General features: G+C 60.0%; 25 protein-coding genes and 3 pseudogenes. 18 read left to right on the top strand and 10 right to left on the bottom strand.

Annotation, left to right across the window (positions count from 1 at the left end):
• Positions 1-115 precede the first annotated feature (115 nt).
• Positions 116-712, top strand: coding sequence for a TetR family transcriptional regulator (locus tag QIY50_23495; GenBank protein WGV20218.1), 597 nt, complete (start codon positions 116-118; stop codon positions 710-712).
• A gap of 55 nt (positions 713-767) precedes the next feature.
• A pseudogene (locus QIY50_23490) lies at positions 768-924 on the top strand (GrpB family protein).
• Between the two features lie 284 nt (positions 925-1,208).
• On the opposite strand, the gene QIY50_23485 reads toward QIY50_23490, so the two are convergent.
• Positions 1,209-1,433: a hypothetical protein gene (locus QIY50_23485; GenBank protein WGV20217.1), complete on the bottom strand. Its 225-nt coding sequence runs from the start codon at positions 1,431-1,433 to the stop codon at positions 1,209-1,211.
• A gap of 283 nt (positions 1,434-1,716) precedes the next feature.
• On the opposite strand from QIY50_23485, the gene QIY50_23480 reads away from it, so the two are divergent.
• From QIY50_23480 to QIY50_23460, 5 genes and pseudogenes are all read left to right on the top strand, one after another.
• Entirely contained in the window at positions 1,717-1,917 is a 201-nt protein-coding gene (locus QIY50_23480; protein WGV20216.1) for a LuxR C-terminal-related transcriptional regulator, read from the top strand.
• A gap of 369 nt (positions 1,918-2,286) precedes the next feature.
• Positions 2,287-3,702 (top strand): hypothetical protein, encoded by a 1,416-nt coding sequence (locus QIY50_23475; GenBank protein WGV20215.1) that lies wholly within the window; start codon positions 2,287-2,289, stop codon positions 3,700-3,702.
• Positions 3,703-4,345: 643 nt separating this feature from the next.
• A pseudogene (locus QIY50_23470) lies at positions 4,346-5,852 on the top strand (PLP-dependent aminotransferase family protein).
• A 112-nt stretch (positions 5,853-5,964) separates the two neighbouring features.
• On the top strand, positions 5,965-7,035 hold the full coding sequence (locus QIY50_23465; GenBank protein ID WGV20214.1) for a TIM barrel protein: 1,071 nt from the start codon (positions 5,965-5,967) through the stop codon (positions 7,033-7,035).
• A 33-nt stretch (positions 7,036-7,068) separates the two neighbouring features.
• Positions 7,069-8,334, top strand: coding sequence for an MFS transporter (locus tag QIY50_23460; protein WGV20213.1), 1,266 nt, complete (start codon positions 7,069-7,071; stop codon positions 8,332-8,334).
• 17 nt (positions 8,335-8,351) lie between these two features.
• Here QIY50_23460 and arfB read toward each other — a convergent pair whose 3' ends face one another.
• Positions 8,352-8,765: an alternative ribosome rescue aminoacyl-tRNA hydrolase ArfB gene (gene arfB, locus QIY50_23455; protein WGV20212.1), complete on the bottom strand. Its 414-nt coding sequence runs from the start codon at positions 8,763-8,765 to the stop codon at positions 8,352-8,354.
• 436 nt (positions 8,766-9,201) lie between these two features.
• On the opposite strand from arfB, the gene QIY50_23450 reads away from it, so the two are divergent.
• On the top strand, positions 9,202-9,894 hold the full coding sequence (locus QIY50_23450; protein ID WGV20211.1) for a formyl transferase: 693 nt from the start codon (positions 9,202-9,204) through the stop codon (positions 9,892-9,894).
• 60 nt (positions 9,895-9,954) lie between these two features.
• Here the strand turns inward: QIY50_23450 and QIY50_23445 are convergent, their stop codons facing one another.
• Positions 9,955-10,377 carry a hypothetical protein gene (locus QIY50_23445; protein ID WGV20210.1) on the bottom strand — a complete coding sequence of 141 codons (423 nt, stop codon included), beginning with the start codon at positions 10,375-10,377 and terminating at the stop codon, positions 9,955-9,957.
• A gap of 216 nt (positions 10,378-10,593) precedes the next feature.
• Between QIY50_23445 and QIY50_23440 the strand changes: the two genes are divergently transcribed.
• On the top strand, positions 10,594-11,520 hold the full coding sequence (locus tag QIY50_23440) for a LysR family transcriptional regulator (GenBank protein WGV23107.1): 927 nt from the start codon (positions 10,594-10,596) through the stop codon (positions 11,518-11,520).
• Between the two features lie 20 nt (positions 11,521-11,540).
• On the opposite strand, the pseudogene QIY50_23435 reads toward QIY50_23440, so the two are convergent.
• A pseudogene (locus tag QIY50_23435) lies at positions 11,541-12,003 on the bottom strand (Rid family hydrolase).
• Between the two features lie 263 nt (positions 12,004-12,266).
• On the opposite strand from QIY50_23435, the gene QIY50_23430 reads away from it, so the two are divergent.
• Together QIY50_23430 and QIY50_23425 are read left to right on the top strand one after the other, a co-directional pair.
• A complete protein-coding gene (locus QIY50_23430) occupies positions 12,267-12,953 on the top strand; it encodes a hydrolase (GenBank protein ID WGV20209.1) in 687 nt (228 codons plus the stop codon).
• A gap of 174 nt (positions 12,954-13,127) precedes the next feature.
• A complete protein-coding gene (locus QIY50_23425; GenBank protein WGV20208.1) occupies positions 13,128-13,511 on the top strand; it encodes an AraC family transcriptional regulator in 384 nt (127 codons plus the stop codon).
• A 90-nt stretch (positions 13,512-13,601) separates the two neighbouring features.
• On the opposite strand, the gene QIY50_23420 is transcribed toward QIY50_23425, so the two are convergent.
• Complete coding sequence (locus QIY50_23420) at positions 13,602-14,081, bottom strand: Lrp/AsnC family transcriptional regulator (GenBank protein ID WGV20207.1); 480 nt, start codon at positions 14,079-14,081, stop codon at positions 13,602-13,604.
• Between the two features lie 158 nt (positions 14,082-14,239).
• On the opposite strand from QIY50_23420, the gene QIY50_23415 reads away from it, so the two are divergent.
• From QIY50_23415 to QIY50_23395, 5 genes are all read left to right on the top strand, one after another.
• A complete protein-coding gene (locus QIY50_23415; protein WGV20206.1) occupies positions 14,240-16,066 on the top strand; it encodes a tyrosinase family protein in 1,827 nt (608 codons plus the stop codon).
• On the top strand, positions 16,063-17,799 hold the full coding sequence (locus tag QIY50_23410; GenBank protein ID WGV20205.1) for a hypothetical protein: 1,737 nt from the start codon (positions 16,063-16,065) through the stop codon (positions 17,797-17,799). The genes QIY50_23415 and QIY50_23410 overlap by 4 nt, the downstream gene beginning before the upstream one ends.
• 70 nt (positions 17,800-17,869) lie before the next feature.
• The gene (locus QIY50_23405; protein ID WGV20204.1) at positions 17,870-19,474 is read left to right on the top strand and encodes a hypothetical protein; all 1,605 of its coding nucleotides are present in this window, start codon (positions 17,870-17,872) and stop codon (positions 19,472-19,474) included.
• Between the two features lie 219 nt (positions 19,475-19,693).
• On the top strand, positions 19,694-19,990 hold the full coding sequence (locus QIY50_23400) for a hypothetical protein (protein ID WGV20203.1): 297 nt from the start codon (positions 19,694-19,696) through the stop codon (positions 19,988-19,990).
• 80 nt (positions 19,991-20,070) lie between these two features.
• Positions 20,071-20,448, top strand: a complete 378-nt coding sequence (locus QIY50_23395) for an NUDIX domain-containing protein (protein WGV20202.1) — start codon at positions 20,071-20,073, stop codon at positions 20,446-20,448.
• Positions 20,449-20,452: 4 nt separating this feature from the next.
• Here the strand turns inward: QIY50_23395 and QIY50_23390 are convergent, their stop codons facing one another.
• The gene (locus QIY50_23390; GenBank protein ID WGV20201.1) at positions 20,453-21,394 is read right to left on the bottom strand and encodes a GlxA family transcriptional regulator; all 942 of its coding nucleotides are present in this window, start codon (positions 21,392-21,394) and stop codon (positions 20,453-20,455) included.
• Between the two features lie 108 nt (positions 21,395-21,502).
• On the opposite strand from QIY50_23390, the gene QIY50_23385 reads away from it, so the two are divergent.
• Both QIY50_23385 and QIY50_23380 read left to right on the top strand, forming a co-directional pair.
• Positions 21,503-22,300, top strand: coding sequence for an SDR family oxidoreductase (locus QIY50_23385; GenBank protein WGV20200.1), 798 nt, complete (start codon positions 21,503-21,505; stop codon positions 22,298-22,300).
• A gap of 192 nt (positions 22,301-22,492) precedes the next feature.
• Positions 22,493-22,909, top strand: coding sequence for a low affinity iron permease family protein (locus QIY50_23380; GenBank protein WGV20199.1), 417 nt, complete (start codon positions 22,493-22,495; stop codon positions 22,907-22,909).
• Here the strand turns inward: QIY50_23380 and QIY50_23375 are convergent.
• The 4 genes from QIY50_23375 to QIY50_23360 form a co-directional block, all read right to left on the bottom strand.
• A complete protein-coding gene (locus QIY50_23375) occupies positions 22,906-23,991 on the bottom strand; it encodes a M42 family peptidase (GenBank protein ID WGV20198.1) in 1,086 nt (361 codons plus the stop codon). The two genes, QIY50_23380 and QIY50_23375, sit on opposite strands and share 4 nt — an antisense overlap.
• 93 nt (positions 23,992-24,084) lie before the next feature.
• Complete coding sequence (locus QIY50_23370) at positions 24,085-24,891, bottom strand: DUF3618 domain-containing protein (protein WGV20197.1); 807 nt, start codon at positions 24,889-24,891, stop codon at positions 24,085-24,087.
• Entirely contained in the window at positions 24,888-25,316 is a 429-nt protein-coding gene (locus QIY50_23365) for a phage holin family protein (GenBank protein WGV20196.1), read from the bottom strand. Before QIY50_23365 ends, QIY50_23370 begins: the two co-directional genes overlap by 4 nt.
• Positions 25,316-25,906, bottom strand: a complete 591-nt coding sequence (locus QIY50_23360) for a hypothetical protein (protein WGV20195.1) — start codon at positions 25,904-25,906, stop codon at positions 25,316-25,318. The genes QIY50_23365 and QIY50_23360 overlap by 1 nt, the downstream gene beginning before the upstream one ends.
• Positions 25,907-26,185 lie beyond the last annotated feature (279 nt).

Raw genomic sequence — 26,185 nt, 5'->3', positions numbered from 1 at the left:
ATCGGGCACGACGAGGCAACAGGCTTGTCAGTGCGCCTCGTGCCCAAGACAATGCGCGCTAGAGGCATGCATACGTTGCCCCTACCGCATGCCATTGAAGACAAGGAATAACTGGATGGTTCGTCGCACCCGCGCCGCAATGCAAGAAACCCGAGCCCTGTTGCTGGCCACCGCCCGCCAGATGTTCAGCGAGTTGGGGTATGCGCACACTTCGATGGACGATCTGACCGCCCGGGCGGGTTTGACCCGAGGTGCGCTTTACCACCATTTTGGTGACAAGGAGGGGGTGCTTGCTGCGGTCGTCGAGCAGCTTGATGCGGAAATGGACGAGCGCCTGCGTGCTATCACCGATACCGCCGAGAATCCCTGGGACGGTTTTCGCCAGCGTTGTCGTGCCTATCTGGAAATGGCGCTGGAGCCAGAAATTCAGCGAATCGTGTTGCGTGATGCCAGAGCGGTGTTGGGTGGCGGATCGCCAGAGGCCCAGCGGCATTGTATAGAGTCGTTGCGCGAGTTGATTGAAAATCTGATGCTGCAGGGTGTACTTGTCAAGGCGCGGGCTCAAGCACTGGCCGCACTGATATACGGCAGCTTGGCGGAAGCGACAGTATGGATTGCAGAGGCCGATGACGGTGATGTGCGACTGGCGCAGGCAAGCCAGGCGTTCGAATTGCTTTTGCGCGGGGTACTGAAGCGGCCCACGGATGGGTGACCGCTATCGACCCAAGCGGCCCTTGGTGGAGACAGCATACGAACAGAGGCACACGCTGGACAGGACACCTACCCAACCTCTACACGATCTGGCAGACAAGCCACTCATCGCTTCGGCATTTGGCGATGAACTGATTGCCATACACCATGTTGGTAGTACCTCTGTTAAAGGGGCTCGCGGCGAAGCCCGAGATCGATGTGCTCATCGAAGTTCGCGATCATAGCAATGCCTCCCGTAGCATCCCCGACGCTCTAGGCATCTGCTTGTGACCTCAAAAGACCAAAGCACTGGCGACTTCGATTACTAGTGGTACGAACGTCGTCGTGGATAGTGAATTTTGGCATGTGCGGACGCGGTTTTGAACTCGGAGGAAAACACGGCAGTTCAGGGATTAGTTCCGGAAACGACCTAAGAATTGCTTCCGAGGACTTCTGTAGCGCAGCGATTGAGGCCAGGGGCCTGGTTTCAAATCTGTCCAACCACGGCCCCGGTAGCTTCACGCAAGGATGCGCATAATCGGTATTATGTTAAATGACGTATTTGTAAGTGCCCGTCTTCCTGACACCTGTAGTCGGTAATCATTAGAAATGAGATTGCGCCCTGCAATAGACTCCGGAAGCTGCTCGCACGCCTTCACGGCAGATTGACCGGGCTCATGGAATGCTGCTTGGGCTTTGATGCAGTTTTTCAGGTATTCCGCCAGCTGACTGAGCGTTTTCATCGTGCTTGCTCTTTAGCTCTTGGCACTTGGCTCGGAGATCATCGATGTTTCTTCGAGGTGGGCTTATAAACTAGCTCTTCACCTCTCGCCGCTGTGCCTGGCCCTGCACAGTGAGTGTCATCAGCAGCCTGCCGCACGCTGCGGTACAGCTGTTCGGCATTTCTACAATGTAGAATCAAGAAGGATCCCACAGCCGGCAGGAGCCCACGCTATCGAACAGGAAAAGGAATCACCCGTTCAGGGACAGAACCTCAGTACTCGCGAGCTAGACGTACTCTCCTGCATGTTACAAGCCATGGGCTGCAAACAGACTGCCCGGCGGCTTGGCATTGGCGAGCACACCGTTCGTAAACATCGGGGAAGCCTGCTGCGCAAGTTCGGCGCGCGAAACGCCGCGCAATTAGTTGCGCTCGCCCTGGCGGCAAAACCTGAGATGGCGAATGCCGCATCGGACTACGCACGCTGGCGCTGGCCACTCGGCTAACGAGCCGCGAGTTCACAGTCGCCCGCCTGGTCGCGCTAGGGTCGAGCAGCAAGCACATCGCTCGCGAGTTGGGCATCAGCGACCTGACGGTTCGCAAACATCGAGAAAATGTGTACCGGAAGCTGGAGCTGTGCGACGCGGCCCAGCTGGCGATCTGCTGGCCGTCGTTTGCACAAAGCCTTGAGAGCACTGCGGCTGACAACGTTGCTGATTGAAAAAGCCACACAGTCAATACGCTATCGGTGCCGTTGCGGGCGCGACGCCAGCTGTTCGATTCTTCATTTGCCTGCTCGCAACGTCCCGGTTATGGACTGAGCCAAATGGCAGGCTTACCCAAAACGAAGTATTGATCTACAAGGAGTGTTCATCATGTCTCGTACCCTCTACGTACCTGGTACCTGGATTGGCAACTGGCCTGGCGTACGCGTGTGGCAACGCAACCATGGCCAATATGCAGACATTACCGCCCACTGGAATTGGTCGTCCCAATACCACGAGCACTATGAAGTTCTGGCCCTGCAAAATGGCGCGTGGTGGGTGCCGGTGTCGACCAACCCGCCGCACTTCTGGGGCGGTTCAACACCGGTCATTGGCACTCAGCCTCCTGGTGTGCAGCCAGTCGATCCCAACCATGTAGAGTTCCGCCCCATTGGCACCTACATCTGGATACCAAACGGCAGCATTCCCGGGCACCTTGTGCCTGGCGTGACCACCAACACGGTAATCTGTCATGCGCCAACCGCCTATCCGCCTGCCCATGTGGGCGCAGCGTTGACGCTAGAGCAAGCTCAGTTGGCCAACCCGCACGAGTTGCTGGACTCTGTACTGGCGCTGTCGGACGATGACCAGTCGGCCTTCCAGGATTCGGATGGCCTGATCTCGTTCGTTAACCTGTCCAGCTCGTTCGTGACTTCGAACCCGGAGTTCACCACCGGCCGCGGGGTATGCGACAAGGTTTCCAACTTCTTCGCCACGCTGCGTATCAAAGTGTTCCAGTTCCTGAAGGCGAACCCAAGCAAGGTACTACCTGGGGACATCGCACCGACTTCTCAGTGGTCGGCATCTGTGACGCACTACATGCAGTTCTTGCTGGCACAAGCCGGCGGATTGACTAACTATCGCGTCACAACTGAAACCTACTCCGTGACGCAGGTAATCACCGAGTTCAACACTGCCTTCCTGAAACTTGTTTTTGACGCGGTAGTCGTGCCAGAGGCAGTAATCGCAGATGTGACAGCATTCATCCAGGGCGTGGGCAATAGCCTTCGTGCCAGCTGGGATGACCGCGAACGCAACTACGAGACCGCCATTCTCGCGCAGTGCCATGAAGCGGTGCCAACCGACAGTTCCGGTAGTACTACGGTCTATTTCCCCAAGATCAAGTACTACTACCTGTCCGTCGATTCGTCTCAGAAGGCGTTCACCTCCCCCTGCAGTTCAGTGGAGAAGATCACTTTCAACTTCAAGTACGAGTACTACGTTACCGGGCTGAAGGCATCTATCCTCGACCCGAATTCCGAGGACTATGCCAATTTTGTAGCCTTCCTCGACAAGGCCCAAGGCATCTCGTATCAGCAAGCGAACAACAACCTGGACGCGGTGCTGGAGGGCACTACCTCACCGGGCTCGTCGTCGGCGACAGCGACAGATGTTCAACTCGATGCCGGGCAAATGCTTGGCGTCAACCTGGTAGAGTACCCGCGCACCGTCGGCAAGCCGCCTCGTACCATCGAGACCTTGCTGAACACCCGCCAGGCAGTGAAGCCAGCTTACGCTAAGGCGTGATTGAGAGGGCCGGCTGCTGAAGCCATTGGCAACAGTGGCTGGCCCTTCACACCGCATAAGTACAGCAGAGGCACAGACTCTGCGGGAGCGAGGACGGATCGTGCTCGCATCAAAGGTTCGACTGTGATTTCCTGGCAGCCGAAGATGCTGCGTCCCCCTTCCCCCTCTGCCTACGTTGGTAAGCGGCGGTACCTAACTGGTACGCAGTCACCAAAAACACCACTACAGACGCGCAAAGCCAGCCAGTGGACGCCATAGCGGTAAAGAATCCGGCAAAAACAGGGGTTGGCCAGACTTTCATGACACCGAGGCTCAACCAAGGTGCAATGATGATGTACAGGATCGGCGTCCAGAACCCCCAGAAAAGAATAGGTAGCAGAGGTTCTGCCCAGGCCACTCCGCCACCAGGTGATAACTTTTCCTTTTTTGCCATGTTCGCTCCTGCTTCTGATTTGGGCGTAAAACACGCCATTCCGTTGAGTAGGTGAGATGTTCGGATGCCGTTGTCAGGTCACAGCCCACGAGGGCAGTTGGAATCAACCCAACAGATTGCTAGCACCATCGAGTCCCGCTCGCTACCCTAACCTCCCCCGTCGCCCAACAGTTTCCAGATCAAATCCCATTTCACCCAGACGAGCATGTCATGAAATCCCCCACAGGTTTGCTGCTGTCGGCAATCGAACTGGACCGCGCCAGTGCCATCCCCCTGTACCGCCAGCTGTATCTGCAGATTCGCAAACAGATACTCAACGGCAGAATCCAGGGGGGCGTGCGCCTGCCATCGACCCGGACCTTGAGCATTGAGTTGGGGCTGTCGCGGATCACCATACTCAACGCGTTCGATCAATTGATTGCCGAAGGCTTCCTGGCCTCGCGCACGGGTGCAGGTACGTATGTCGGTACTGAGTGGGAAAGCCGCAAATTCGAGGACGAGCCACCGCGCCAGCCACCGCGCCTGTCCGAACTGAGCCAGTCGATGCTGTCGCTGCGCAGCGATCATTTTCGCGGGGTGTCGTATACCGACTGGGATCCGGCGACGCCGACCTCCTTCCTGCCCAGTCACAGCACCTATGAAGCATTTCCGCAGGCAATCTGGCGGCGCCTGATGAACCGTCATCTACTCAAGCCAACCAAGGCGATTCTGGGTTATGGCGAGCTGCAAGGCTTGCAGGCGTTTCGCACCGCGATAGCCGAATACGTCTTCGATGCGCGAGGTATCGACTGCGACGCCGGGCAAGTAGTGATCGTTTCCGGCGCGCAGCAAGCGTTCAACCTGCTGGCCATGCTGCTACTCAATCCGCAGGACAGTGCCTGGATGGAAGACCCTGGGCACATCGCCGCGCGGATTGCGTTGCAAGCCCAGGGGGCTCGGATAATTCCATTGCGGGTTGATGAACAGGGGATCGATGTGCAGCAAGGCCTTGCCGAGTGCCCTGATGCGCGCCTGGTATTTTGTACACCTTCGCGTCAGCATCCTTTGGGTGTCACTCTGAGTTATGAGCGGCGCCAGGCACTCATCGACTGGGCCACCCAGCATCAGAGCTGGATCATCGAGGACGATTGCGACAGCGAGTTCCGCTACAGGGGTCGACTTCTCCCGGCACTGTATGCGTTGGACCAGATGGCCCGGGTGATCTACGTCGGCACGTTCAGCAAAGTGCTCTTCCCGTCACTGCGGCTGGGGTTACGTGATCCTGCCGCAGGCGCTGGTCGAGCCCTTTTGCACCCTGCGCGCGGTCATGGACCGCAGCCCGCCTACATTGCTTCAGGCCACAACGGCGGACTTCATGCGCGAAGGCCACTTCCTCGGGCACATCCGCCGCATGCGTGCACTGTACAAGGCGCGCCAGCAGGCATTGATCGAGCAACTTGAACAGCAGATCGGCAGCTTTTTCAGAATCACTCAGACCGATGCCGGCATGCACCTGATCGCCTGGCTGCCCCCCGAACTCAGTGACACGGACATCGCCCGGCAACTGGCCCGACACAACATTCACACCTATGCCTTGAGCGATTACCGCATCAAGCACGACTTGCCGCCGGCCCTGTTGATCGGCTTTGCCGGCACGCCTGAAAAGCAGGCCCGGGAGCGTGTCGAGGAGCTGGCCCGGGCCTTGCGCACGCTGGGTTATCTGCCACCGAACACTTGATGCGAGGCAAGTGGCCTTATCAATTAATTGATAATGGATCTATCGAGCGTTCCTGACTGGCGCGATAAAGGCTGCGCCGGTAGACCCGGTGTCTGAACCAGGAACGACGCCAATGAACAACAAGATCCAGGAACGATTCAACGCCTTGCTGAGCCATAAGGTGGTCGGGCACGAGACGGCTCCAGTGCTGACGGAGGCACTGGCCCAGCGGTTGCTCGAGCGTCTCGGGCAATTGCGCCTGTTTGCCCACGCCTACCCGCTACTCACCAACCTCACCCACGGTCGTGTCACCCCGGCCGACCTGCTGGACTTCGCCTATCGCCACGAGCTGCAAGGTCTGAGCCTGCACTTGCTCGACGGCGAGGAATACAGCCTGAGCCAGATGTCACCAGTGCAGCTCCAGGCGTTTGCCAGCAAGGCCAAGGCGCTGGGGCTGGATGTGCACCTGGAAATCAGCAGCACGCTGAAAAAGGATGTCGACCAGGTGATCGCCATCGCCAAGGCCCTGGGGGTGCGCAACATCCGTGTTTACTCACGTTACGAGGGCACGCTGTCGCGGGTCATGGACGTGATCGAGACCGACCTGCACTACCTCGCACAACAGGCCGACGCCAACGATCTGTACTTTGACTTCGAGCAGCATGAAGAGCTCAAGAGCAGCGAAATCGCGCAACTGCTCAACCGTCTGAACCACCCTCGCCTGCATGCCCTGTTCGACTTCGGCAACATGATCAATGCCTGCGAACAGCCCCTGCAGGCCCTGCACAACCTGGCGCCGCACATCCGCCAGGTTCACCTCAAGGGCGTGCGCATCGTCCCCGAACAAAAGGGCTTCGGCCACTACGGCGTATTGCAAGGCAGCGACGAAGATGATCTGCCCAGCGCCCGCATGCTGTTCGAGCTGTTGATGCTGGGCGAAGCCACCCCACAGGTGATCGCGTTCATTCTTGAGCAGGAAAACCACTACGTGGCCCCGGCCTTCCGCCAGCACGTTGAAGCGGCCGACCCCTTCATTGCTTACCGGGAGATGAGCGAAACGCCGCTCCCGAAAGGCTACTCGCTCGAGCGCATGCTGGCCGACGAACACCGCTGGGCGAACAACCAGGTGGCCTATGTCCGACGCGTGCTGGGCGAACTGCGCATCTTGGCTGAACTGACCCTGGCCACCCCTTCCAACGCCTGAAACTGACGACCCGATTACGCCCGGAGAACAATAATGACAACTCAAAACAAGGCCAAATGGCTCAGATTCCTGATCCTCATCCTCGGTGGCGGCACCATTTACAAGTTGGCGAACCTCAAGGATGCGTTCTATGTCCCCATGCAGGAATTCATGGGCCTGAACCACACTGAAATCGGCATGCTGTTGAGTGCCAACGCGATCATCGCGACTGCACTGTTTGTGGTTGGCGGCCTGCTCGCCGATCGCTACGACACCCGCAAACTGATCCCCCTCGGCCTGATCGGGACCGGAAGCCTTGGGTTGTACCTGGCAACCTTTCCGCCCTTCAGCAGCCTGCTGATCGTGTTCAGTCTGTTGGCCGTGTGTGCCGACTGCCTGTTCTGGCCATCGCTGCTCAAAGCCATCCGTAATCTGGGTGACGATCAGGAGCAAGGCCGGTTGTTCGGCCTGCTGGAAGGCGGGCGTGGCGTGGTTGATACGCTGGTGGCCTTTTCCGCACTGGGCGTGTTCGTCGCCATGGGTTCGGGGGAAACCGGCCTGAAGTCGGCGATCCTGTTCTACTCGGTCATCGACATTCTGGCGGGCACCCTGACCTGGCTGCTGCTCAAGGGCGGTAACGCGCAATCGGCCGCCAAGCCGAAAAACGGCCTGGCGAACCTGATGGAAGCGATCAAGGTACCCGGTATCTGGTTGGTCAGTCTCAACGTGTTCATGGTCTACATCGTCTACTGCGGCCTGACCTATTTCATTCCCTACCTCAAGGAAATGTATGGGTTGCCCGTGGCGTTGGTCGGCGCCTACGGCATCATCAACCAATACTTCCTGAAAATCTTCGGTGGGCCTGCCGGGGGTTTCATTGCCGACAAGCAGTTCAAGAGCACCAGCCGTTACCTGAAGTGGGCATTTCTGGCGCTATTGCCGCTGATGGGCGTGATCATGCTGATTCCTAAAAGCCCGGGCTTCATCTATGCGGGGATGGCGGCCACCCTCTCCTTCGCCCTGATTGTGTTCTCGATGCGCGGCGTGTTCTGGGCACCCATGGGCGAAGTCGGCATTCCCCAGCACATCACCGGCTCGGCCTTCGGCATCGGTTGCCTGATCGGTTATGCACCCGGCATGTTTGCCTACGTCATCTATGGCGCGATCCTGGACCACTTCCCTGGTCAACAGGGCTACAACTATGTGTTCATCCTGATGAGCATACTGGCCATTGCTGGCTTCATGGTGTCCAGCCTGCTCTATCAAGCGGTGCGCAAAAAAACCATGCCCACTGGCGGGGTCAGCGCGGTACAAGCCTGATCAAAGAACCGGAGAGCCTAGAACTCCACCTTGCCCCGCCCCGCCTTGACAGTGCTGCGCCTGGCTTTGCCTTCAAGGCGGCGGGTTTTCGAGCCGAGGGTCGGCTTGGTGGGGCGGCGTTTCTTCTCGGTCTTGCCGGCAGCGATGATCAACTCGGCAAGACGCGCCAGCGCGTCAGCGCGGTTCTGCTCCTGGGTGCGGTATTGTTGTGCCTTGATGATCAATACGCCTTCGCCGGTGATGCGACTGTCACGCAGCGCCAACAGCCGCTCCTTGTAAAACTCGGGCAGCGACGAGGCGGGAATGTCGAAGCGCAGGTGCACGGCGCTGGACACCTTGTTGACATTCTGCCCACCTGCGCCTTGCGCGCGGATGTAGCTCAGTTCGATGTCGGCATCTGGCAGATGCACGTTATTGGAGATGGTCAGCATGGCATGGCCCTTGTGATTCCCCTCCATTATCACAGCCTTCGCCGCTCGCCCACAGAACAAAATACGGTTGGGCCAACACTGATCGAGGCACCCCACTCCGCCATTGCCGTTAGCCTCGATATCTGCCGCCTTCTGGAGCCTTTTGCATAAATGCAACTATGCTAGGTCTGCTACCCGAACGGACTGAGCAGATCGAGCCTTCCGTCCATACGTCCTGGCAAAACAATGGTAATACAATTGATCCGCTTGTGTTGGATTGGCCTTTGAAGCATCTCAAGGCAAGGCTGCCGGAGGTCTAAAGTTGCGAATCGCTTTTCTGGTGAACCGGGACGTTGAGAGCAATCTCACCCTGAATTACCTGTTACCCGAGATTCACGAGAGCACAGTAGGCATATTCCTCTCGGAAAGAGTGGGGTCGGCCAGGAAGGTGCCACGCATGCTCGGACAACTGGCATTGATCGAGCAGGACTTCTTCAACGCCTTGCCCCCTGGGTTAGTCAGATCGAGCGACCAGGTCAGCAGCGGGCTTCGATTCGGTTTTGCTGAGCTGCAGCAACGCTTTGGGGTTCCTGTACAGGTATTGCCCAGCTTGAGGGATCCCGCGGGCCTGCAAATGCTGCAGGATGTGGGGGCGGATCTGTTCATCTCGATCCGCTTTGGTCAAATCCTGAATAATGAAGCGTTGGCAATTCCGTCACGTGGCGTCCTCAATCTTCACTCTGGCCTCTTGCCTCAGTATCGAGGTGTTCTCGCGACCTTCCGGGCGCTGTTGAACGGGGACCCGGAGATCGGCTGTACGCTCCATTGGATCGACAGTCCCGGCATTGATGTTGGTCGCATCATTGAGACTGCCCGGGTGGCAGTCGAAAAGGAGCACTCCCTCCTGTGGCACATCCTTTCACTTTATCAACCAGGCGCGCGTCTCATCATGAACGCAATCAGGCGCCTGGAGCGCGATGAGCCTATGACGGGGACGCCTCAGGATCCATCTGCCGGGGCCTACTACTCCTTTCCCGGCGAGGATGACCTGATGCAGTTCACGACATTGGGGTGGCGGCTCTTTGATCGCGAGGACGTTTGGGAGCTTTTCGAATCGTACGGATTTCCGTTGCGGACAAATATTCTCTAAGAACTCAACGGCCGCGCTTCGCGAACACTCCGGCATGCCAGGATGATGCATGCAGCGCCATCACATCAGGCAATAGAGTTCGGTAACCTGCGCCACAATCTCTCCCTTGGCATCATAGAGCCTCGCCTCTGGCGTCATGGCCATGGAGCGGGCCTCCAGTACATAGCGTTGCCCTGCCTTGAAATTCGCGTAGTCGATGGTCAGGTAGCATTGCCTTACCGTGCTGCCCCCCATCAGGCTGATGCCACCACCGCCATTGACTTCGTAGTCGAACCTGACGACCAATTGATGGCTGCCGGGGCTGACCTCAAAGAAGCGACCGTCGCGCAGGCGCTGCTTATCCAGGCGTTCGGCCAACAGTACACGGTCATTAGGGAATGGTATGGAAAGATCGACCCAGGCCATCTGTGGGTTGGCAGCGGGCATCGGTGCCTGGCAACCCGCAAATGCGGCGATCGCGAACAACAGTGTCAGCTTGCGCATGGTAGTTCCCCAAAGCCTACTGGGCTAACTATTGAGGATAACCCCTACAATTACTGATGTGCCCATGAAGGGACGACCGAAGCCCCTCGTTCGGCTTCATGCGCATGCTTGGTTCACGCCGCCCCTTCTCGTATGATCGTTGCAATCTGATTTGGAACGGATTTCGTGAAGTCGTTACCTGGAAATGTCCCAACTGCCCCCGCTGCCCCCAAGGACGTGAAATGGAGCGCGAGTGAGGCTGCAAACCAGCTCTCATGGGACGACCTGCGGATCATCAAAACGCTCAGTGAGTGTGGCAATCGCGCTGCCACGGCCAAGAAGCTCGGCATCAACGTTTCCACCGTTTCCCGCAGGGTCTCCCAGGTTGAAAAGACACTTGGCGTAGCCTTGTTCGACCACCGCAAATCAGGCTATCTGCTCACCCTCGAGGGTGCGGAATTACGTGCCCTCGCCGAGCGCGTGGAGCTGGACATCGTCAGCGTGACGCGGCGTGTCTCACGTGCCGGCCAAGGGCCACTCGGCAAGCTTCGTATCACCACCAGCGATTCACTGCTGCTTTACTTCCTCACCCCCATCATCGCGGATTTCAAGGCCCTCAATGAAGGCATCACGATTGAGGTGCTGGTGGGCAACGAATCACTGAGCCTTGCGCGAGACGAATCGGATATTGCGGTTCGCGCGACCAGGAAACCCGCCGAAAGCCTGGTGGGTCGCAAACTGGCCACGATCGCCTGGGCGCCCTACGGCAGTAGCAACCATATAACGCCTGCTCCTCTGTTCACTGAAGGCCAGGCATGGGTTTCCTATTCCGCAGCGCTACGCGGGCTCAAGGCAACGAGCTATGTCGAAAACCGGGTCGCTGCCGAGTGCATCTCGTACCGCACCGACTCGGTTGCCGCCGCGAGTGCTGCAATCGCGGCAGGCCTGGGGGTGGGTTTTTTACCCTGCATGTTGGGTGATATCACGCCTGGGCTTGAAAGGGTCGGCCCGGTAATACCGGAGCTGCAGGATGAACTATGGCTGCTGACGCACCAGGACATCCGCAGATCGTGGCGGGTCAAAGCCTTCATGACGTTCTGTGCAGCTGCCGTTGCCAACCAGAAGCCGTTGATCGAGGGCCAATGGGTACTCCCGGTCACGTAGCGCGAAACCGGGAGTGCAGGTCACTCAGCGCGTGAGCCAAGTACCGCTTTGCAGGCGATTTCGATCAACTGTGGGCGCTGGGCAAGCCTCGAGACGCCGATGATGTTACTGGCGCATTGAGGCCGCTCCGTGCCGTACGCGGCCTTGCGCACCGTCCCGACCACGGCGAAGGCCGCGTCCATGTCCAGTACGTAAAGCGTCTCTTCCACGACATCTTCAAGCGTCGCGCCATACAGCGCCAGCAGCTTGGCGATATTGTCGTAGCAGGCGCGCATCTGGTCCCCCATTGAAGCGAAATCACAGGGCCTGCCGTCACGGTCCAACGGGGCCGGCGCGACCAGGTTCCCTTCTTCGTCGTGATTGAACCTGGCCCGAAACGTAGATCTCGTTCCCTACCCGCCGTGCCTGCGTATACCCGTAAGTCTTCTCCCACGGAACGCCCCAATAGGCGGTTTGTTTGTTGAGTGGTTGTGAAGCTGCCATCGCTTTCTCCTGGCGCAAACCGGATCAGGTAGACCCGCGTTTGCGTGCGAATGCTAGCAGCAGGATGAACAAGCAAAGGGCGCATTATTGCGCCTCCAAGAGCGCAAAAGTGCGCCACCGGTTCGCGCTGCGATTGGCTATCTTGTGCTCGGACGCAAGCAACGGGCATCGCTGAGGACGTCATCCAGTGCCTCAGCACAGTCTGCAAAAGGCAGGCGCCGTGACTTGTGCGATGACCATCATCCAGCTGACAGGGAACAAACATGAACAACCCAAAAACTGAAGTGCTGACCCCGTTCAACAGCCAACTGATCTTCATCGATCAGCAGCCACAGATGGCCTTCGGCGTTCAGAGCATTGATCGCCAGACACTGAAAAACAACACTGTGGGCCTGGCCAAGGCAGCCAGGATCTTCAATGTGCCTACCACCATCACGACGGTCGAGACCGAAAGCTTCTCTGGGCACACCTACCCCGAGCTGCTCGCCGTCTTCCCCGACGCTCCGTTGCTGGAGCGAACCTCCATGAACTCCTGGGATGACCAGAAGGTTCGAGATGCACTGAAGAAAAACGGTCGCAACAAGATCATCGTATCCGGCCTGTGGACGGAAGTGTGCAATACCACCTTCGCGCTGTCGGCGATGAACGATGCCGGCTATGAAATCTACATGGTTGCTGACGCCTCCGGTGGCACCACCAAGGAAGCCCACGATTACGCCATGCAGCGCATGATCCAGGCTGGCGTTGTTCCGGTGACCTGGCAGCAAGTGCTGCTGGAGTGGCAGCGCGACTGGAAAAACCGCGACACCTACGATGCCGTCATGGAGCTGGTGAAAGAACACTCCGGCGCCTACGGTATGGGTGTCGACTATGCCTACACCATGGTGCACAAAGCGCCAGAGCGCGTTCAGCACGGCCCAACCCTGGCCCCGGTTGCTGCCGCTGTCTGAGCATTGCCAGCCCCTGCATCCAGGGGCTGTTCATTGACCCGCTGATGGGTACGCCGGCTGGCTGAGCCAGGCCATCGAATCGAGCGTTATCGTCTGTAGCCCGCGCCGAGGCTGCAGTGGCCTGCTCTGCCCAGTCGAAATGTGCGTGCCCACTTGATTGATAAATGGATTTGTATGAACAGTGATCACTGCACTGTGCTGGCGACTGTCGCACTGAAAACAACCGGCCTGCTCAAGCCCTGGCAAGTCACGACTGCCAAGAGGTTGATGCTGGAGAACCTGGATACCGGCATAACGGTTACGGAACTCGCCCAAGCCTGCTCGCTGTCGCGCAGCCATTTCACACGAATGTTCAGGGATACCCTGCAGGTGCCCCCGCAGCAGTGGATGCGTGAACAACGGTTGCGCAAAAGCAAAGAACTGCTGGGGGGCTCGGGAATGATGCTCGCCGAGATCGCACTGGAGTGCGGCTTCTGCGATCAGTCCCACTTCTGTCGAGCATTCGTGAAGGCCGAGGGAATGTCGCCGCAGGCCTGGCAGCGACAAGCGTCTGTTTAAACTGAGCCTATACCTGATCAGTGAGCACATTTGTACTCTTCTGCATCAAGCTTCTGGCCCATAGCAAAGCAGGAGGTTGGAGACACGGCGTCAGAGATCGAAAGCCCGGTGCAGCCCACCTTCCAGCGGCAACTCATAGGACTTTTTCACCGTCCGCACCACCAGCGTGGAGGAATAAGTGCGAATCGGAATATCCCGGTACGTGTCGAGAAACCGATAGATATAGTCGGTGTACTCGGTGGCATCGCGAAACTTGGCAACCATCACGAAATCGAACTCGCCCGTCATCAGGTAACAGTCCTGAATCTCCGGGTGGCTGGCCAGGATGTGCTGCATCTTGCGGTCGATGTCGTTGCTGTCGCGGTCCAGTTTGACCAGAAAGAAGGCGGTCACCTGAATGCCCAGCTTGCGCTCGTCCAGTATCGCGACCTTGGCCTTGATGATGCCTGCGCTCTCCAGGCGCCTGATACGCCGGTAACAACTGGTTGAAGACAGCCCGACGCTGTCGCTCAGCAACTCCAGGTTCTGGCTGCAATCCTTTTGCAGCTTGCCCAGAATCTTCAGATCCATGGCGTCTGTCATTTTTCCCGTGTCTTCCCTGAAAAACTGCAATGAATCCGCCGCAAGGGCGGGCCAAATTGCACGATTCCCTGCGTGCCATCTCTTTACCATCAACTCAGCTTAGCAGCCCGGCCAGAGATGGCCTGCGGGGCGCATGGAGGGACCTTATGATCATCGCGAAACCGACATGGGCCGCGGACATCCACGGCCTTTTTACCGCACCTTACTGGATCCCCGCCGCGCAGCGTGCCGCCGTGGCGGCCTCCTGGACCGGGTGCATGAACGCCTATTTCGTGTACCTGGACGACCCGGAGTCGGTCAAAGCCTGGTCAGAAACCATCTACCAGCACCTGGCCTCGCGCAACATGCCGCTGACCCTCGACCAGCAGCAGTTCTGGCCGATCGACGCGCTGGAAACCTTCAGGTTATGGGTCAATCAGGGCTGGCGCCTGGACGCCAGTTCTCCCTTCGACCTGGCCGAACGCATTCCGCCACCGGACCTGCCCCAACCGGTCAAGCGGGTGAGAAAGGACATCCGCGCCCTCAGCCTTGAGGAGTTGAACCTGTACCGCGCCCGCCTGGACGACGTGATGCAGGTGGGCGACCCCGACAGCGGTTCACCCTGGCAACGTTACGCCTACATCCACACCAACTGGTGCCTGCATTACCAGGAGGCATTTGCCCTCTGGCACCGGGCCTACCTGCTGTACCTGGAACAACTGATCGACTGCGCCATTCCCTACTGGGACTGGATGGCCGAGGATGCCAGCGTCGACGGCAGCCCACAGGCCGGCCTGCCCCAGGCGTTTCTCGATGAAACCTATGTGCATCCGCACACCGGCGAAACCCGGCCCAATCCCCTGCGTTACGCGGCCGCCAAGGATGGTTGTTCCAAGGTGTGCGCCGGTGGTGCGGTCAACGGGGTAGACTGCCGGTATGTGCAACGCGACCGGTTGTTCTACACCCACGGCGACGACTCGCGCGCGGATCGCACCCGCTTGTACGGCATGAGCCGCATTTTCCAGCAACAGGTGGTGGATGCCCTGAAGTTCACCACCTTCAGCCAACCACAGGGTGTGCCCGGTTATCCGTGGGCCAACATTCCGGTGTTCGACCCGCCCCAGAAGGACAGCCTGTACCCCAATCGTGCCCTCAACTTCGACGGCCTGTACGAGCAACCCCACGACAACTATCACGGCTGGATCGGCGGCGATATGGCCGACAACGCCTACACCGCCTTCGACCCGGTGTTCTGCTCCTACCACGCCAACATCGACCGCATGCTCGAGGTCTGGATCAGGGCCAACCCGGCGGCACAGTTCACCACCCAGTGCCTGCTGCAGCCGTTCGCCGGCCGCGACGCCACACAGGTAACGTTCACCAGCGCCGACGCCTGGCGCTACACCACCCTCGGCGACATGGCGCAGGACAGCCGGCACATCGGCTACGACTACGGTGTGCCGGTGGCGCCGCAGTTTGGTGCGCCGAAGGGTGCCACCGGCGCCTGCTGCAAGCACAGCGCAAAAGCCGGTCCTGTCGCGGGCAACGCCGCAGGGCCCGGGCCGTGGGTGGTGTTCGATCACGTACGTTGCACCCACGACACTTATCTGATCGACGTCTTTCTTGACCAGCCCGACGCCACGGCGCAGCACGTCAGCGCCGACAACCCGCATTACGTGGGGCGCTTCAGCCGCATCGGCATGGGCCTGGTCGATGACAAGGGCCGGTGCATCACCCATGGCGTGTCGCGGGCACTGAATGCCGCCCGCAACGCCGCTGCACTAGGCCTTGGCCGCGGCGATGCGGTGCCCCTGTCGCTGGTGGTGACCCACCTCGACAGTGGCCGCGTGCTGACGCCTGACGAATACGCAACCCTGCCCGGTTTCACCGCCCAACTGGTGTGGGAAGACCCGCGCCAGACCCTCGCCGGCCCGCCCCCGGTCGCCGGCTGCTGCTCTGCTTCCACCTCACGCACACCAGGAGAACCGACATGAGCACGCCCTTCAAGCAGTTCACCTCGCCCGCCGGCCAAGCCCCCAAGGACTACAACAAGCTGGGCCTGGAAGACCAGCTGCCGCAGTTCGAAACCGACTGGAACAACAACCTCACCGGCTGGACCGAGTCGTCGATCATCGGCAACCCCTGGTCGGGCCTGAACGATGCGCCCCGCTCGGGTTACTACAACCCGCTGGTGGAAGGCTTCGGCGACGTGACCCCGCCGGCAATCACCTGGGCGCCTTTCCCCAACCGACTGTGGACGTTCTTCTACAACAATGGCACGGCGGTCATTCCGCAGCTGGGTGGCAAGGCCATGACCCTGGACCAGGTGATGGAGTTGGCCGACCATGGCCAGATCAGCCTCGACAACACCGTCTACAGGCTCTATGACCCGAACAAGCAAGGCAACCTGCTGCAACTGCCGGCCAAGCGCTGCCCGAGCATCGCCTGGAACGGCCCGTACAAGGATTTCTCGCCTTCCGGCCCACGGGGCTGGCTCGACGAATACTGCGAGTGGTCCATCGTGCGCGATGGCAACGGCAAAATGCGCAAGATCACCTTCACCTGTGAAAACCCGGCGTATTTCCTGACCATGTGGCGCATCGACCCGAATGCGGTGCTGGGCCTGTACCGCGAATACATCGACCCGAACGTGCAGCTCGAAGACCTGTACCTGCGCTATACCGAAGACGGCCCGACCGGCAAGGCCGGTGAGCCGGTCATCGATCCCACCACCGGCAAGCCGGCGTACGACACCGTCAACAAATGGAATGCCGGCACGGTCAGTGTGCCCGGCCAGTATGGCGGGGCAATGCACCTGACCTCCGGCCCCAATACCCTCAGTGCCGAGGTTTACCTCGCCGCCGCCGCCACCATCCTGCGGCCGATCAGCAGCAGCCAGAACGCCCAGTCGCTGATCTGCTGCGCGCAGTACGGGCAGAACTACCGCAACTCCGACCCGCACATCGGTTTCATGGCCAACAGCACGGCGGTGAACAACCGCCTGTCGCTGACCAACCCGATTGGCCTGTACTTGCAACAACCCACCGACTTCAGTACCTGGAAGGGCCCGCAAGGCCAGGATGTGAGCCAGTACTGGCATATCACGCGCGGCGCGGCCAGGTCCGCGGCCAACGGTTCCGACCAGATCCTTCAGGCGGTGTTCGAAATACCGGAAAGCGCCGGTTTCTCGATCAACGAGGTCACCATCAACAAACAACCGGTCAACCATGTGTGGGTCATCGCCCAACAGTTGCTGGTGGGCCTGAGCGTCACCGTCAAGCCACTCGCCGCCACGCCTGCTTCCTACCCCTGCGTGCAGGACCGGGTGGCAGGCCTGCAACCCTGGCCGGTGCAGCTGCTGCCGTTGGACCTGTTCTACGGCAACTCACCCACCGACCTGCCCGCCTGGCTTGCCCCGGGCAGCAGCAACCAATTCGTGCTGGTGGTGCAAGGCGCCGACGAGAACACCACCGCAGAGAACGCCCGGGTGCAATTCTCCAACCCCGGGGTTACCGCGCAGGTCACCCAGTACCTGCCCGACGCAACGGCCATACCCGGCCAGACCAATACCGGCGGCACCCAGGCTTACATCCTGACGATCACGGTCAGCCCCACTGCCGCACCCGGCCTGGTGACGGTACGTGCGCTCAACCCGGACGAAGACGCCAACGTGAGCGCGGCAGACCACCCTTGGGAATCCGGCCTGGCGCTGGTGCCTGGCGCCTGAACCGCGCCACTCGCGCGACGCTACCGCCGCACCTTCGGGTGCGGCTTCCCAGCTTGCAAGGAGCGCAATGATGTCCAGCCTACGCTTGAGTCTTCTGTCGCTGCTAAGCGGCATTCTCCTGTGCCTGTCTGCCCAGCAAACAGCCACGGCGGCCACGCAGTCCGACGCCGATAGCTGTGTGCAGCAGCAACTGGTGTTCAACCCGGCCAGTGGCGGGTTCCTGCCGGTCAACAACTTCAATGCCACCAGCCAGGCGTTCATGAACTGTTTTGCCTGGCAGTTGTTCATTGCCCTGAACTGGCCGGTGAACCCCGGTTGGCCAGGCACTGCCAGCCTGGCCGGGGAACCCGACCTGAACAGCAGCCTGGCGCAGTTCGGGGTACCTGCCACACCGGGTCAACCCATGAGCGTGGCGCCGGTGTGGGCCAGCTACAAGGACGCCAACGACATCTTCCTGCCCGGCGCACCCACGCCCAGCGGCTGGGGGGTGCAAACCCTGGTACCGGCCAATTGCAGCACCCAGGGCAGCCTCAAGGCGCTCAAGGTCGGCGCGCGCAAGTTCATGAACGCAACCTCCAAGAGCGCGATCAACGTCTTGCACGGTTTCCACCTGTCCAGCGGGACGCTGGCGTCCAGCCCCGACCCGTTCATGGAGGCGTCTGGCGGCTGGCTGACAGACCAGTCGGGCAACCTGGTGTTTTTCGAACGCAAGGTGGGCAAGGCTGAATTTGACTACATCGTCGACAACGGCCTCTACGACGCGGCCAACCAGCTGAAGGTCGCGCAAAACCAGGACGGCAAGTCCCCGGCGGGGCTGTCGCTGCCCGCCGGCGAACCGATGCGCTCCCTGCCTGCCGCCCCGGTCCCGCAGGAGCAACTGGGGGCGATCGAAGTCAAAGCCGCCTGGCGGGTGCTGACCGGCAAACCCGAGCTGTTCGGGCGCTACCTGACCACCGTCGCCTGGCTCAAACGCCCCGACACGCTGGCCTGCACCCAGGAAGTGGTTGGCCTGGTGGGCCTGCATATCATCAACAAGACCCAGGCTTCGCCCAACTTCATCTGGACCACCTTCGAGCAGGTGGACAACGTGCCCGAACCGGCCCAGGCCCCGCCGCAACAAACCCCGCCGAACGGGTTTGCCTTCAACAACCCCGACTGTGGCAGCGGCCCCGAGTGCACACCGAACCAGGCCCGTATCCAGTGCAAGCAACACCACCCCGACAAGGACTGCACCGATCGCTTCCCACGCGACCAGCCGGTACAGACCACCCGCGAACACCCCGTGCCCGGCGACCTGCAAGCGCTCAACAGCGCGGTACAAGCCAACTTCGCGCAGCACAGCCAAGGCCAGTCGGTGTTCCAGTACTACAAGCTGATCAACGTACTCTGGACCCTCGCCCCCAATCCGCCCAGCCCGGAACCGGGCGCCAACGCGCAAGTGCCGCTGTCATACGGGCCGTTCATAAGCCAGGGCAACGTGCCGGTGGCCAATACCACCCTGGAGACCTATGTACAGGGTGATGACTGCAACCAGTGCCACCAGTACGCGACGATTGCCGGCAGCCCGTCGTTGGCCTCGGACTTCTCTTTCCTGTTCAACAGTGCCGATTCCGCCAGCAACAAAAGCCTGATCAAAAGCGTCAAAGCCTTCGAAACCCTCAAGGACCTCCCCTGAACCGCGAAAGGGGCGATCACCGATCGCCCCGCACAGGGCCTTGTCAGCCGCCAGCTCCAGTGCCGTTCAGCTACGTTCCTGCCCGCACACCAGAATTTCGTATCCCCGAAATTAATGCGTTTGGTCAGCTTGCCAGATGTTCCGTGCATACCGCACGGACAGGTGCGGGTCATAACAGTACACACAGAGCTTCCTGTGTCTGACCCGAGGTAAGCGATCATGGCTAACAATCAGGACAAGGGCGGCAACCAAGGCAATGCTGACACCGGCATGGGTAACAAAGCCGGTACTGGCCAGCAAGGCGGCCAGGGTTCGGGCGGTCGGATGCCCGGTCAACAGCAGCAAGGCGGCAGCCAGTCCGGGCAAAAGCCTGAGGACAAGATGAACAAGGACTGGGAACGTTCCCGTGACAGCGGCAGCCAAGGCGGCCAACCTGCAACTGACAAGCAGGACCGGAACCTTGCAGACAAGGAGCGCATGGGCGGTCAGCAGAACCGGACAGATGATCAGCAGTAGGACAAAGATCGCTGATCAGCAGCACGGGCATCAGGGTGAGTTCTGCCCTGGTGCCACCTCCATCGTACGGGAGGCTCCTCATGAACAGTTCAAGAGAGCGTCATTCGACGGTCATTTGCCTGCAAGCAGGACGCATCCTTTTCGTGCGCAAGCAAAGCGCTGAATGGTCGTTGCCAGGTGGGAAAATCGACCCGGGCGAGCATCACCTGGATACAGCGCAGCGCGAGCTGATGGAGGAAACGTGTCTACCCTTCAATGGTGCTCGATTCCTCAACCATTATGTGATCGCAGGCGAAGAGCACTACCTCTATCAGTTGCCTGTTGAACCTGGAGCAGAACCTGCTGCAGCTCACGAGATCGTGGAGTGTCGCTGGTTTACGGCGCCTGAACTGCACAAAGTTCACGTAAAGCCGTCCAACCTCGAGCTGCTTGAACGTGAGCAACTGCTGCCTGTGTAGTGGATCAAACCCGCCTGGCATCCCTTCGCACGGCTTGAGGCGGGACGCCGAATCCACGCATGAACACCTCGCGCATATGCCGACGGTCCCTGAACCCGGTTTCCTTCGCCACCACGTCCAGGCTGTGGCGGCTCTGCTCGATCATCAAACGGGCGGCCTCAAGACGCAGGCCTTCCACCGCCTTGGCCGGTGACTGACCTGTCTCGGCAGTGAACACGCGGGTAAATTGCCGAGGGCTCAGATGCACGGACTCTGCAAGCTCTTCGACAGTCAATGGACGATTCAAATGCTTGCGCGCGTAATCCAAGGCGTTCTGAATCCGATCAGACTTTGGCGAAAGCGTCAGCAACTCGGAATGCTGCGATTGCCCACCAGAGCGGCGCTGATGCATCACCAGCTTACGCGCCACTGACCTGGCCATGTCGGTCCCCAGATCCTTTTCCACCATGCCCAGCGCCATGTCCAGTGCGGCCGTCATTCCGGCGGACGTCCAGATCTGGCCGTCCACAATGAAGATTCGGTCCTCTTCCACTTCGATCTTCGGGTGCAGTTCACGCAGCTTTTTCGCGTAGGCCCAGTGTGTCGTGGCCCGCCGGTTATCCAGCACGCCGGCCTGGGCTAGCACGAAACAGCCGGTACACAGGCCTGCGATGCGGCGTGCGCCGTCGACAAAGCCTCGAACGCTGGCCAGTACCTCCTCGCTTGGCGGAGTCAGCGGGGTCAGGGTCCCCGTGATCATCCAGGTATCAGCCAAACCAGGCGCTCCCAACGGCAGCGTGTCCATGTACATGCCCAGGGAAGAACGCACCGTGCCACCGCCGACGGAAAAATTCTGGATCTTGTAAACCGTTTCGCCCGCGACAATATTTGCGAACTCGAACACGGCCTGCGTCGCCAGGGACATGATCTGGAACCCTTCGGTGATGAGGTAGCCGACCCGGTGCATGGTTTGTGCTCCACAATTCGATGTCCGGAAAACGTACCATATGTGTCATTTAAGACAAGCACGACCTTCTGCATCATGGGCTGCACAACCAAACAACGGAGCATGACCATGAAACAGCAATTCAAAGGCACAGCGCTCATCACCGGTGCCTCTACCGGCATCGGTTCGATCTACGCAGAACGCTTGGCACATCGGGGTTACGACCTGGTGCTGGTCGCCCGCAACCGGGAACGCCTCAACACCTTGGCCAGCCGGCTGACAACCGAAACCCGACAGAACGTGGAGGTGTTTCCGGCAGACCTGGCAAACACCGATGACCTGGCCAAGGTAGAACGCAAATTGCGCGAGGATGCCAGTATCAGCCTGCTGGTGAACAACGCAGGCATAGGCACTCACACCAGCCTGCTGGAAAGTGATGTCGAACGCATGGCTGAAATGATCACCCTCAACGTCACCGCCCTCACCCGCCTCACCTACGCGGCCATCCCAGGCTTTGTCACCCGCAAGCAAGGCGCCCTGATCAACATCTCGTCCATTGTCAGCCTGGCGCCGGAACTGCTCAACGGTGTGTACGGTGGCAGCAAGGCGTTTGTCACCGCCTTTACCCAGTCCCTGCACAAAGAGCTTGCGGACAAAGGCATCAGGATCCAGGCCGTGCTGCCAGGGGCTACCGCCACCGATTTCTGGCAGATCGGCGGCTTGCCAGTCGAAAACCTCGATCCGGGCATCGTGATGTCGGCCCAGGACCTGGTCGACGGTGCCCTGCAGGACTTTGACGACGAGGTGCTGATCTCGATCCCTTCGATGCACGACCTGGAGTCCTTCGAACGCTACGAAGCCAGCCGACACGCGTTGTTCGGCCAACTGTCCAGCAATCGGCTGGCCCCGCGTTACCGGGCCAGTTGATCAGGATCGCTAACGCCAGCATGGGTAAAGCTGTGGGCCTTTCAACCAGGGCCACAGCCACCCGATCATCAGCAAAAGGCCGAAACTGTTCCGGCATCTACCTGGCTTTTCAGGAATCTCGACGCGACCAGGCAAAAAGGATTTCAGCGCTCCGCTGTGGTCAGAACAGTAGATCGCAGTGGAGATAACACCATGAAATTCGCACTGTTCTGCCAGTGGCTCGCCAAGCACGCCGGTAAACCCACTACTTTTCTGATCGCCGTGGTGCTCATTACCCTGTGGGCTGCCTCCGGGCCCTGGTTTCACTACAACGATACCTGGCAACTGATCGTCAACACGTCTACGACCATCATCACTTTCCTGATGGTTTTCCTGATTCAGAACACCCAGAACCGGGACAATGACATCATCCACGTGAAGCTCGACGAACTGATTCGCGCCACAAAGTCTGCAGAACAATCAGTACTGGATCTCGAATCACTCGACAACCGGGAGATCCACCAACTGCGCAAGGCGTATCAGGCGATGGGCACAGACTGCGAAAAGCCCCAACAGCCGCCTCGCGCGCAGCAGGCCGACGATGCCGCTCGGGACAACCTGCAGCGCTAGAGGCTTGTAGGGTCGTTGGCTTCGTGACATTCGTCCTGGCGGCCCAGCAGAAACTCGGTCAACGTTTCAGCACAGGCTGAGATGCCATCCAGCAGTACCATCTCGAAGCCATGGGTATTCTCTGTCGGGATCGCAATGCAGCCCGCCCGGGCAGCGATCCCGGCGCTCAATACCGCACTCGCATCCGATGCGAAGTCGACGAGCAATGCCGCCTGCGGCGCATAACCTGCCCTGCGGCCAGCGGCGATCAGGCCTTGTACCACGGTGCGGCTGTAGTAGCCCTTCTGGTCACCGGTATTGATGATCGGGTCGACCGATAGCTCCGTACCATACTCATCCAGCACCGGGCCGACCTCGACGGCAATGGTGGTGTCGCCGGGCAACCGGGACGCGGCGTACATGGCACCGGCATTCGACTCCTCTTCCAGCGTGGTGAGCACGAACCAGACATCCTGCTTCAACGCCGCTCGCCTTTCACTCAGCAGCTGCGCGCAGAGGATGACAGCGCTGATGGGCGCACGGTCATCGAGAAAGTGAGCGGCAACACAGTCCTGTACCTTGAATGGCCGGCGCCAGTGCTGGCTGAGCACGACCCGGGTGCCCGGTCGAACCCCCGACTTCTGAAGCTCCTGCCTGGTCCTGCGCGTAACGACATGCACGTCCTTCCACTGGACATTTCCCGCCAGCACATCGCTCCCGTTGGCAGTCCGACCACTACTGTGCATCGAGCCATAGGACAGCACGCCAGGCAGGATCTGTTCATCGCCCAGGATATCGACAGGGCAGACGCCAAAGCTGATCGGTTGCGCTCCCCCGAGGGCAAGAACCTCCAGTGTGCCGTTCTCGTGAACGTTCTTCACGATCATGGCGATTTCATCGAGATGGGCCATTACACGTATGGCTGCCTGAGGATTGCATGCAAGCCCGGCGCGGATGACACCCACCACGTTGCCGGCAGCATCTATGTGCGTGTCATCGCAGAGCCTGCCGAGCTCGCGCAGGCAAATGGCGCGCACCTCATCCTCTTGTCCCCCTGGCCCCCGGGCATTGAGGAGTTCGGTCAACAATGCGTCGATCTTCAAAACAGAGCCTCCCTTGTTCAAGCTGCAAGCGGTTGACCTGCACACATGCCAGCCCACTGCCTGGCAGAGGGCTGGCAACGCGCATTCCGCGGATCAGGAGTTGAAGCCCAACCCTGAGGAAAGGTCGGCCTCTCCAGGCCTGCGCTCTGCCTGTGTCGACGCCGTATCACTTGCCTGATCGAGCGACGCTTCAACCGACGCCTTCACCTCTTGCCCCTTGGCCTTGAGCGTGTCGGTCAAACGGTCACTGCTGGCCCCCATCAATTGGTCTTCCTTGTGGGTACTGGGCAGCGATGCCCCCAATGCCGCACCCAGTGCGATCCCCAAAGCGGCCAATACCAGAGGTTGCTCCTGAAGCAGGTGGTCGAACTGGCCCTTCAGTGCCGTGGCCTGATCGGTAGCCTTGTGTGCCGAATGGCGCAGGGTGTCCGCGGAAGCTCCCATGGAGTCGCGGGCGCCGCTGCCCAGTTCACTGGCCCGATCGCGCATGTCATGGGCTTTCATGCGCACCTTCTGGCTGGCGTCGTGCACTGCCTCCCCCGCCTGCGCGAAAGCGCCTTTTACCGTGTCCACCGCGTCGCCGAGCTTTTCGCCCAACCCCGGCCCAGGGTGCGCAGGCCCGGGGTTGAAGGGGCGGTTCTGGTTCAGGCCCAGCCATGCCAGGCCCAGCACCGTCAGGGTGGCGGGTACCGGGTTGTTCTTCAGGGTAGTGCCCAGGTTCTGGAAGAACTCGCCGCCATTGCCTTTGGCATACGCCAGGACTCGGTCGACCATCTGGCCCGGACTCAGGCGCTGCTCGAGGGCGTCCACCAGGTCGCTGATGTGCTCGCGCTTGGCGTTGATTTCCTGTTCGAGCAGGTCGGGGTCTTTATGCGCTTCGTGTTCGAAGGAGGTGGTCATGGCAGTTTCCTCTTCAGCGTGTCCTTGTCCTGCTGCATGGCATGCAAGGTACGGTCAGGTGCCAGATGCGTGGGTTCGAACTGCTTCTTGCCCGACTGCAGCATGATGAACCCGATCACCACGGTGATCGCGCCCACGATCAAGGCTGCGAGCCAGGGTTCGACCACCAGCGCCAGGGCATAGACCGCCGCCAGCAGGAGCATGACGAAGCCTGCCAGGATGACTATCGCGCCGGCTGCAACCGCCGCCGTGCCGGCCTTGAGGGTGGCGAGGTTGTGCTGCAGCTCGGCCTTGGCCAGCGCCAGCTCCTTGCTGAACAGTTCGGGGACTTCACGCATCAGCTGGCGCAACAGCCCGCCAACACCTACGGCTTCCTCTTCCGTGGTGTGCATGCCTGGAGTGGTATGCAAGGGGTCTCTGTTCATCATTCACCTCCTTTGAGTGGATCGTGCCCGAACGGGCTGCCGCTGACCGGCGTGCCAGCACCAGGGCCGATAGGGTCGACGGGGGTATAAGGTTCGCGGGTGGATACATCGCTGCCACGATCGGGCTTCACCGCCTGCGATGGTTGGGGCTGGTGCGAATTACTGGAAGAGGCGGCGGCACCGGGCTCATGGCTGGCGCTGGCGCGCATGAAGCGCGACACGGCGAACCCGACGGCCACACTACCGGCCAGGAACAGCGCCGGGTTGCTCCGCGCCAACCGGGCACCGCGTTGCAACAGGCTCTCGGCGCTTTCGTGGCGTACCTGCTCGGCGAACTCGCCCACGCACTCTGCAGCCTGGTTCAGGTAATGCGACAGCCCCAGGCTGTCATTACCCTGCAGCGCAGCGGCGGCCGAGCGTGCACCTTCCTCGATTGAGTCAAGCTGATCGGCTGCGCTATCGCGGTACTGCTCGAACTGCTCACTGCCTTTCTGCCTGGCCTCGCCAAGCAGCGCAGCGGCTTCATCGCCCATGGCATGATCTCGGGTGCTGCCGGGTGGAGACGTCGAGCTTTGATTGGTCTTGTCCATCGTTACGCCCTCGAAGCTGATTGATGAGCGAATGCGCCTTTCAACGGCATTCATTCGAGGGACGCAGGTGAGGCGCCGGGAGTTCAGCGTTTGTGATCTATGACATTTGCCTGGGGGACCAAACAAACCGGCGCAATCAACCATCAGCACTGCAACCGGAGCAATGGCTTTGAATGCGAGGCCAATCCAAGGCGGCAGCCAGTTACCACTGGATAACTTCACCTGAACTTTGCCCCATCGCATGGCTTCCCCTGCATAGATCATCACGGCCCATCCGCC

The sequence above is a fragment of the Pseudomonas putida genome (assembly GCA_029953615.1).
In the GTDB taxonomy this organism is placed as follows: domain Bacteria; phylum Pseudomonadota; class Gammaproteobacteria; order Pseudomonadales; family Pseudomonadaceae; genus Aquipseudomonas.
The sequence above is the reverse complement of the archived record's forward strand: the minus strand, read 5'-3'. Positions and strand labels throughout refer to the sequence as shown.

Excerpts from the sequence above, each read along its gene's own strand:
- QIY50_23495 (WGV20218.1), top strand. The coding sequence starts at position 116 with ATGGTTCGTCGCACCCGCGCCGCAATGCAAGAAACCCGAGCCCTGTTG.
- QIY50_23485 (WGV20217.1), bottom strand. The coding sequence starts at position 1,433 with ATGAAAACGCTCAGTCAGCTGGCGGAATACCTGAAAAACTGCATCAAA.
- QIY50_23480 (WGV20216.1), top strand. The coding sequence starts at position 1,717 with ATGTTACAAGCCATGGGCTGCAAACAGACTGCCCGGCGGCTTGGCATT.
- QIY50_23475 (WGV20215.1), top strand. The coding sequence starts at position 2,287 with ATGTCTCGTACCCTCTACGTACCTGGTACCTGGATTGGCAACTGGCCT.
- QIY50_23465 (WGV20214.1), top strand. The coding sequence starts at position 5,965 with ATGAACAACAAGATCCAGGAACGATTCAACGCCTTGCTGAGCCATAAG.
- QIY50_23460 (WGV20213.1), top strand. The coding sequence starts at position 7,069 with ATGACAACTCAAAACAAGGCCAAATGGCTCAGATTCCTGATCCTCATC.
- arfB (WGV20212.1), bottom strand. The coding sequence starts at position 8,765 with ATGCTGACCATCTCCAATAACGTGCATCTGCCAGATGCCGACATCGAA.
- QIY50_23450 (WGV20211.1), top strand. The coding sequence starts at position 9,202 with ATGCTCGGACAACTGGCATTGATCGAGCAGGACTTCTTCAACGCCTTG.
- QIY50_23445 (WGV20210.1), bottom strand. The coding sequence starts at position 10,377 with ATGCGCAAGCTGACACTGTTGTTCGCGATCGCCGCATTTGCGGGTTGC.
- QIY50_23430 (WGV20209.1), top strand. The coding sequence starts at position 12,267 with ATGAACAACCCAAAAACTGAAGTGCTGACCCCGTTCAACAGCCAACTG.
- QIY50_23425 (WGV20208.1), top strand. The coding sequence starts at position 13,128 with ATGAACAGTGATCACTGCACTGTGCTGGCGACTGTCGCACTGAAAACA.
- QIY50_23420 (WGV20207.1), bottom strand. The coding sequence starts at position 14,081 with ATGGATCTGAAGATTCTGGGCAAGCTGCAAAAGGATTGCAGCCAGAAC.
- QIY50_23415 (WGV20206.1), top strand. The coding sequence starts at position 14,240 with ATGATCATCGCGAAACCGACATGGGCCGCGGACATCCACGGCCTTTTT.
- QIY50_23410 (WGV20205.1), top strand. The coding sequence starts at position 16,063 with ATGAGCACGCCCTTCAAGCAGTTCACCTCGCCCGCCGGCCAAGCCCCC.
- QIY50_23405 (WGV20204.1), top strand. The coding sequence starts at position 17,870 with ATGTCCAGCCTACGCTTGAGTCTTCTGTCGCTGCTAAGCGGCATTCTC.
- QIY50_23400 (WGV20203.1), top strand. The coding sequence starts at position 19,694 with ATGGCTAACAATCAGGACAAGGGCGGCAACCAAGGCAATGCTGACACC.
- QIY50_23395 (WGV20202.1), top strand. The coding sequence starts at position 20,071 with ATGAACAGTTCAAGAGAGCGTCATTCGACGGTCATTTGCCTGCAAGCA.
- QIY50_23390 (WGV20201.1), bottom strand. The coding sequence starts at position 21,394 with ATGCACCGGGTCGGCTACCTCATCACCGAAGGGTTCCAGATCATGTCC.
- QIY50_23385 (WGV20200.1), top strand. The coding sequence starts at position 21,503 with ATGAAACAGCAATTCAAAGGCACAGCGCTCATCACCGGTGCCTCTACC.
- QIY50_23380 (WGV20199.1), top strand. The coding sequence starts at position 22,493 with ATGAAATTCGCACTGTTCTGCCAGTGGCTCGCCAAGCACGCCGGTAAA.
- QIY50_23370 (WGV20197.1), bottom strand. The coding sequence starts at position 24,891 with ATGACCACCTCCTTCGAACACGAAGCGCATAAAGACCCCGACCTGCTC.
- QIY50_23365 (WGV20196.1), bottom strand. The coding sequence starts at position 25,316 with ATGAACAGAGACCCCTTGCATACCACTCCAGGCATGCACACCACGGAA.
- QIY50_23360 (WGV20195.1), bottom strand. The coding sequence starts at position 25,906 with ATGGACAAGACCAATCAAAGCTCGACGTCTCCACCCGGCAGCACCCGA.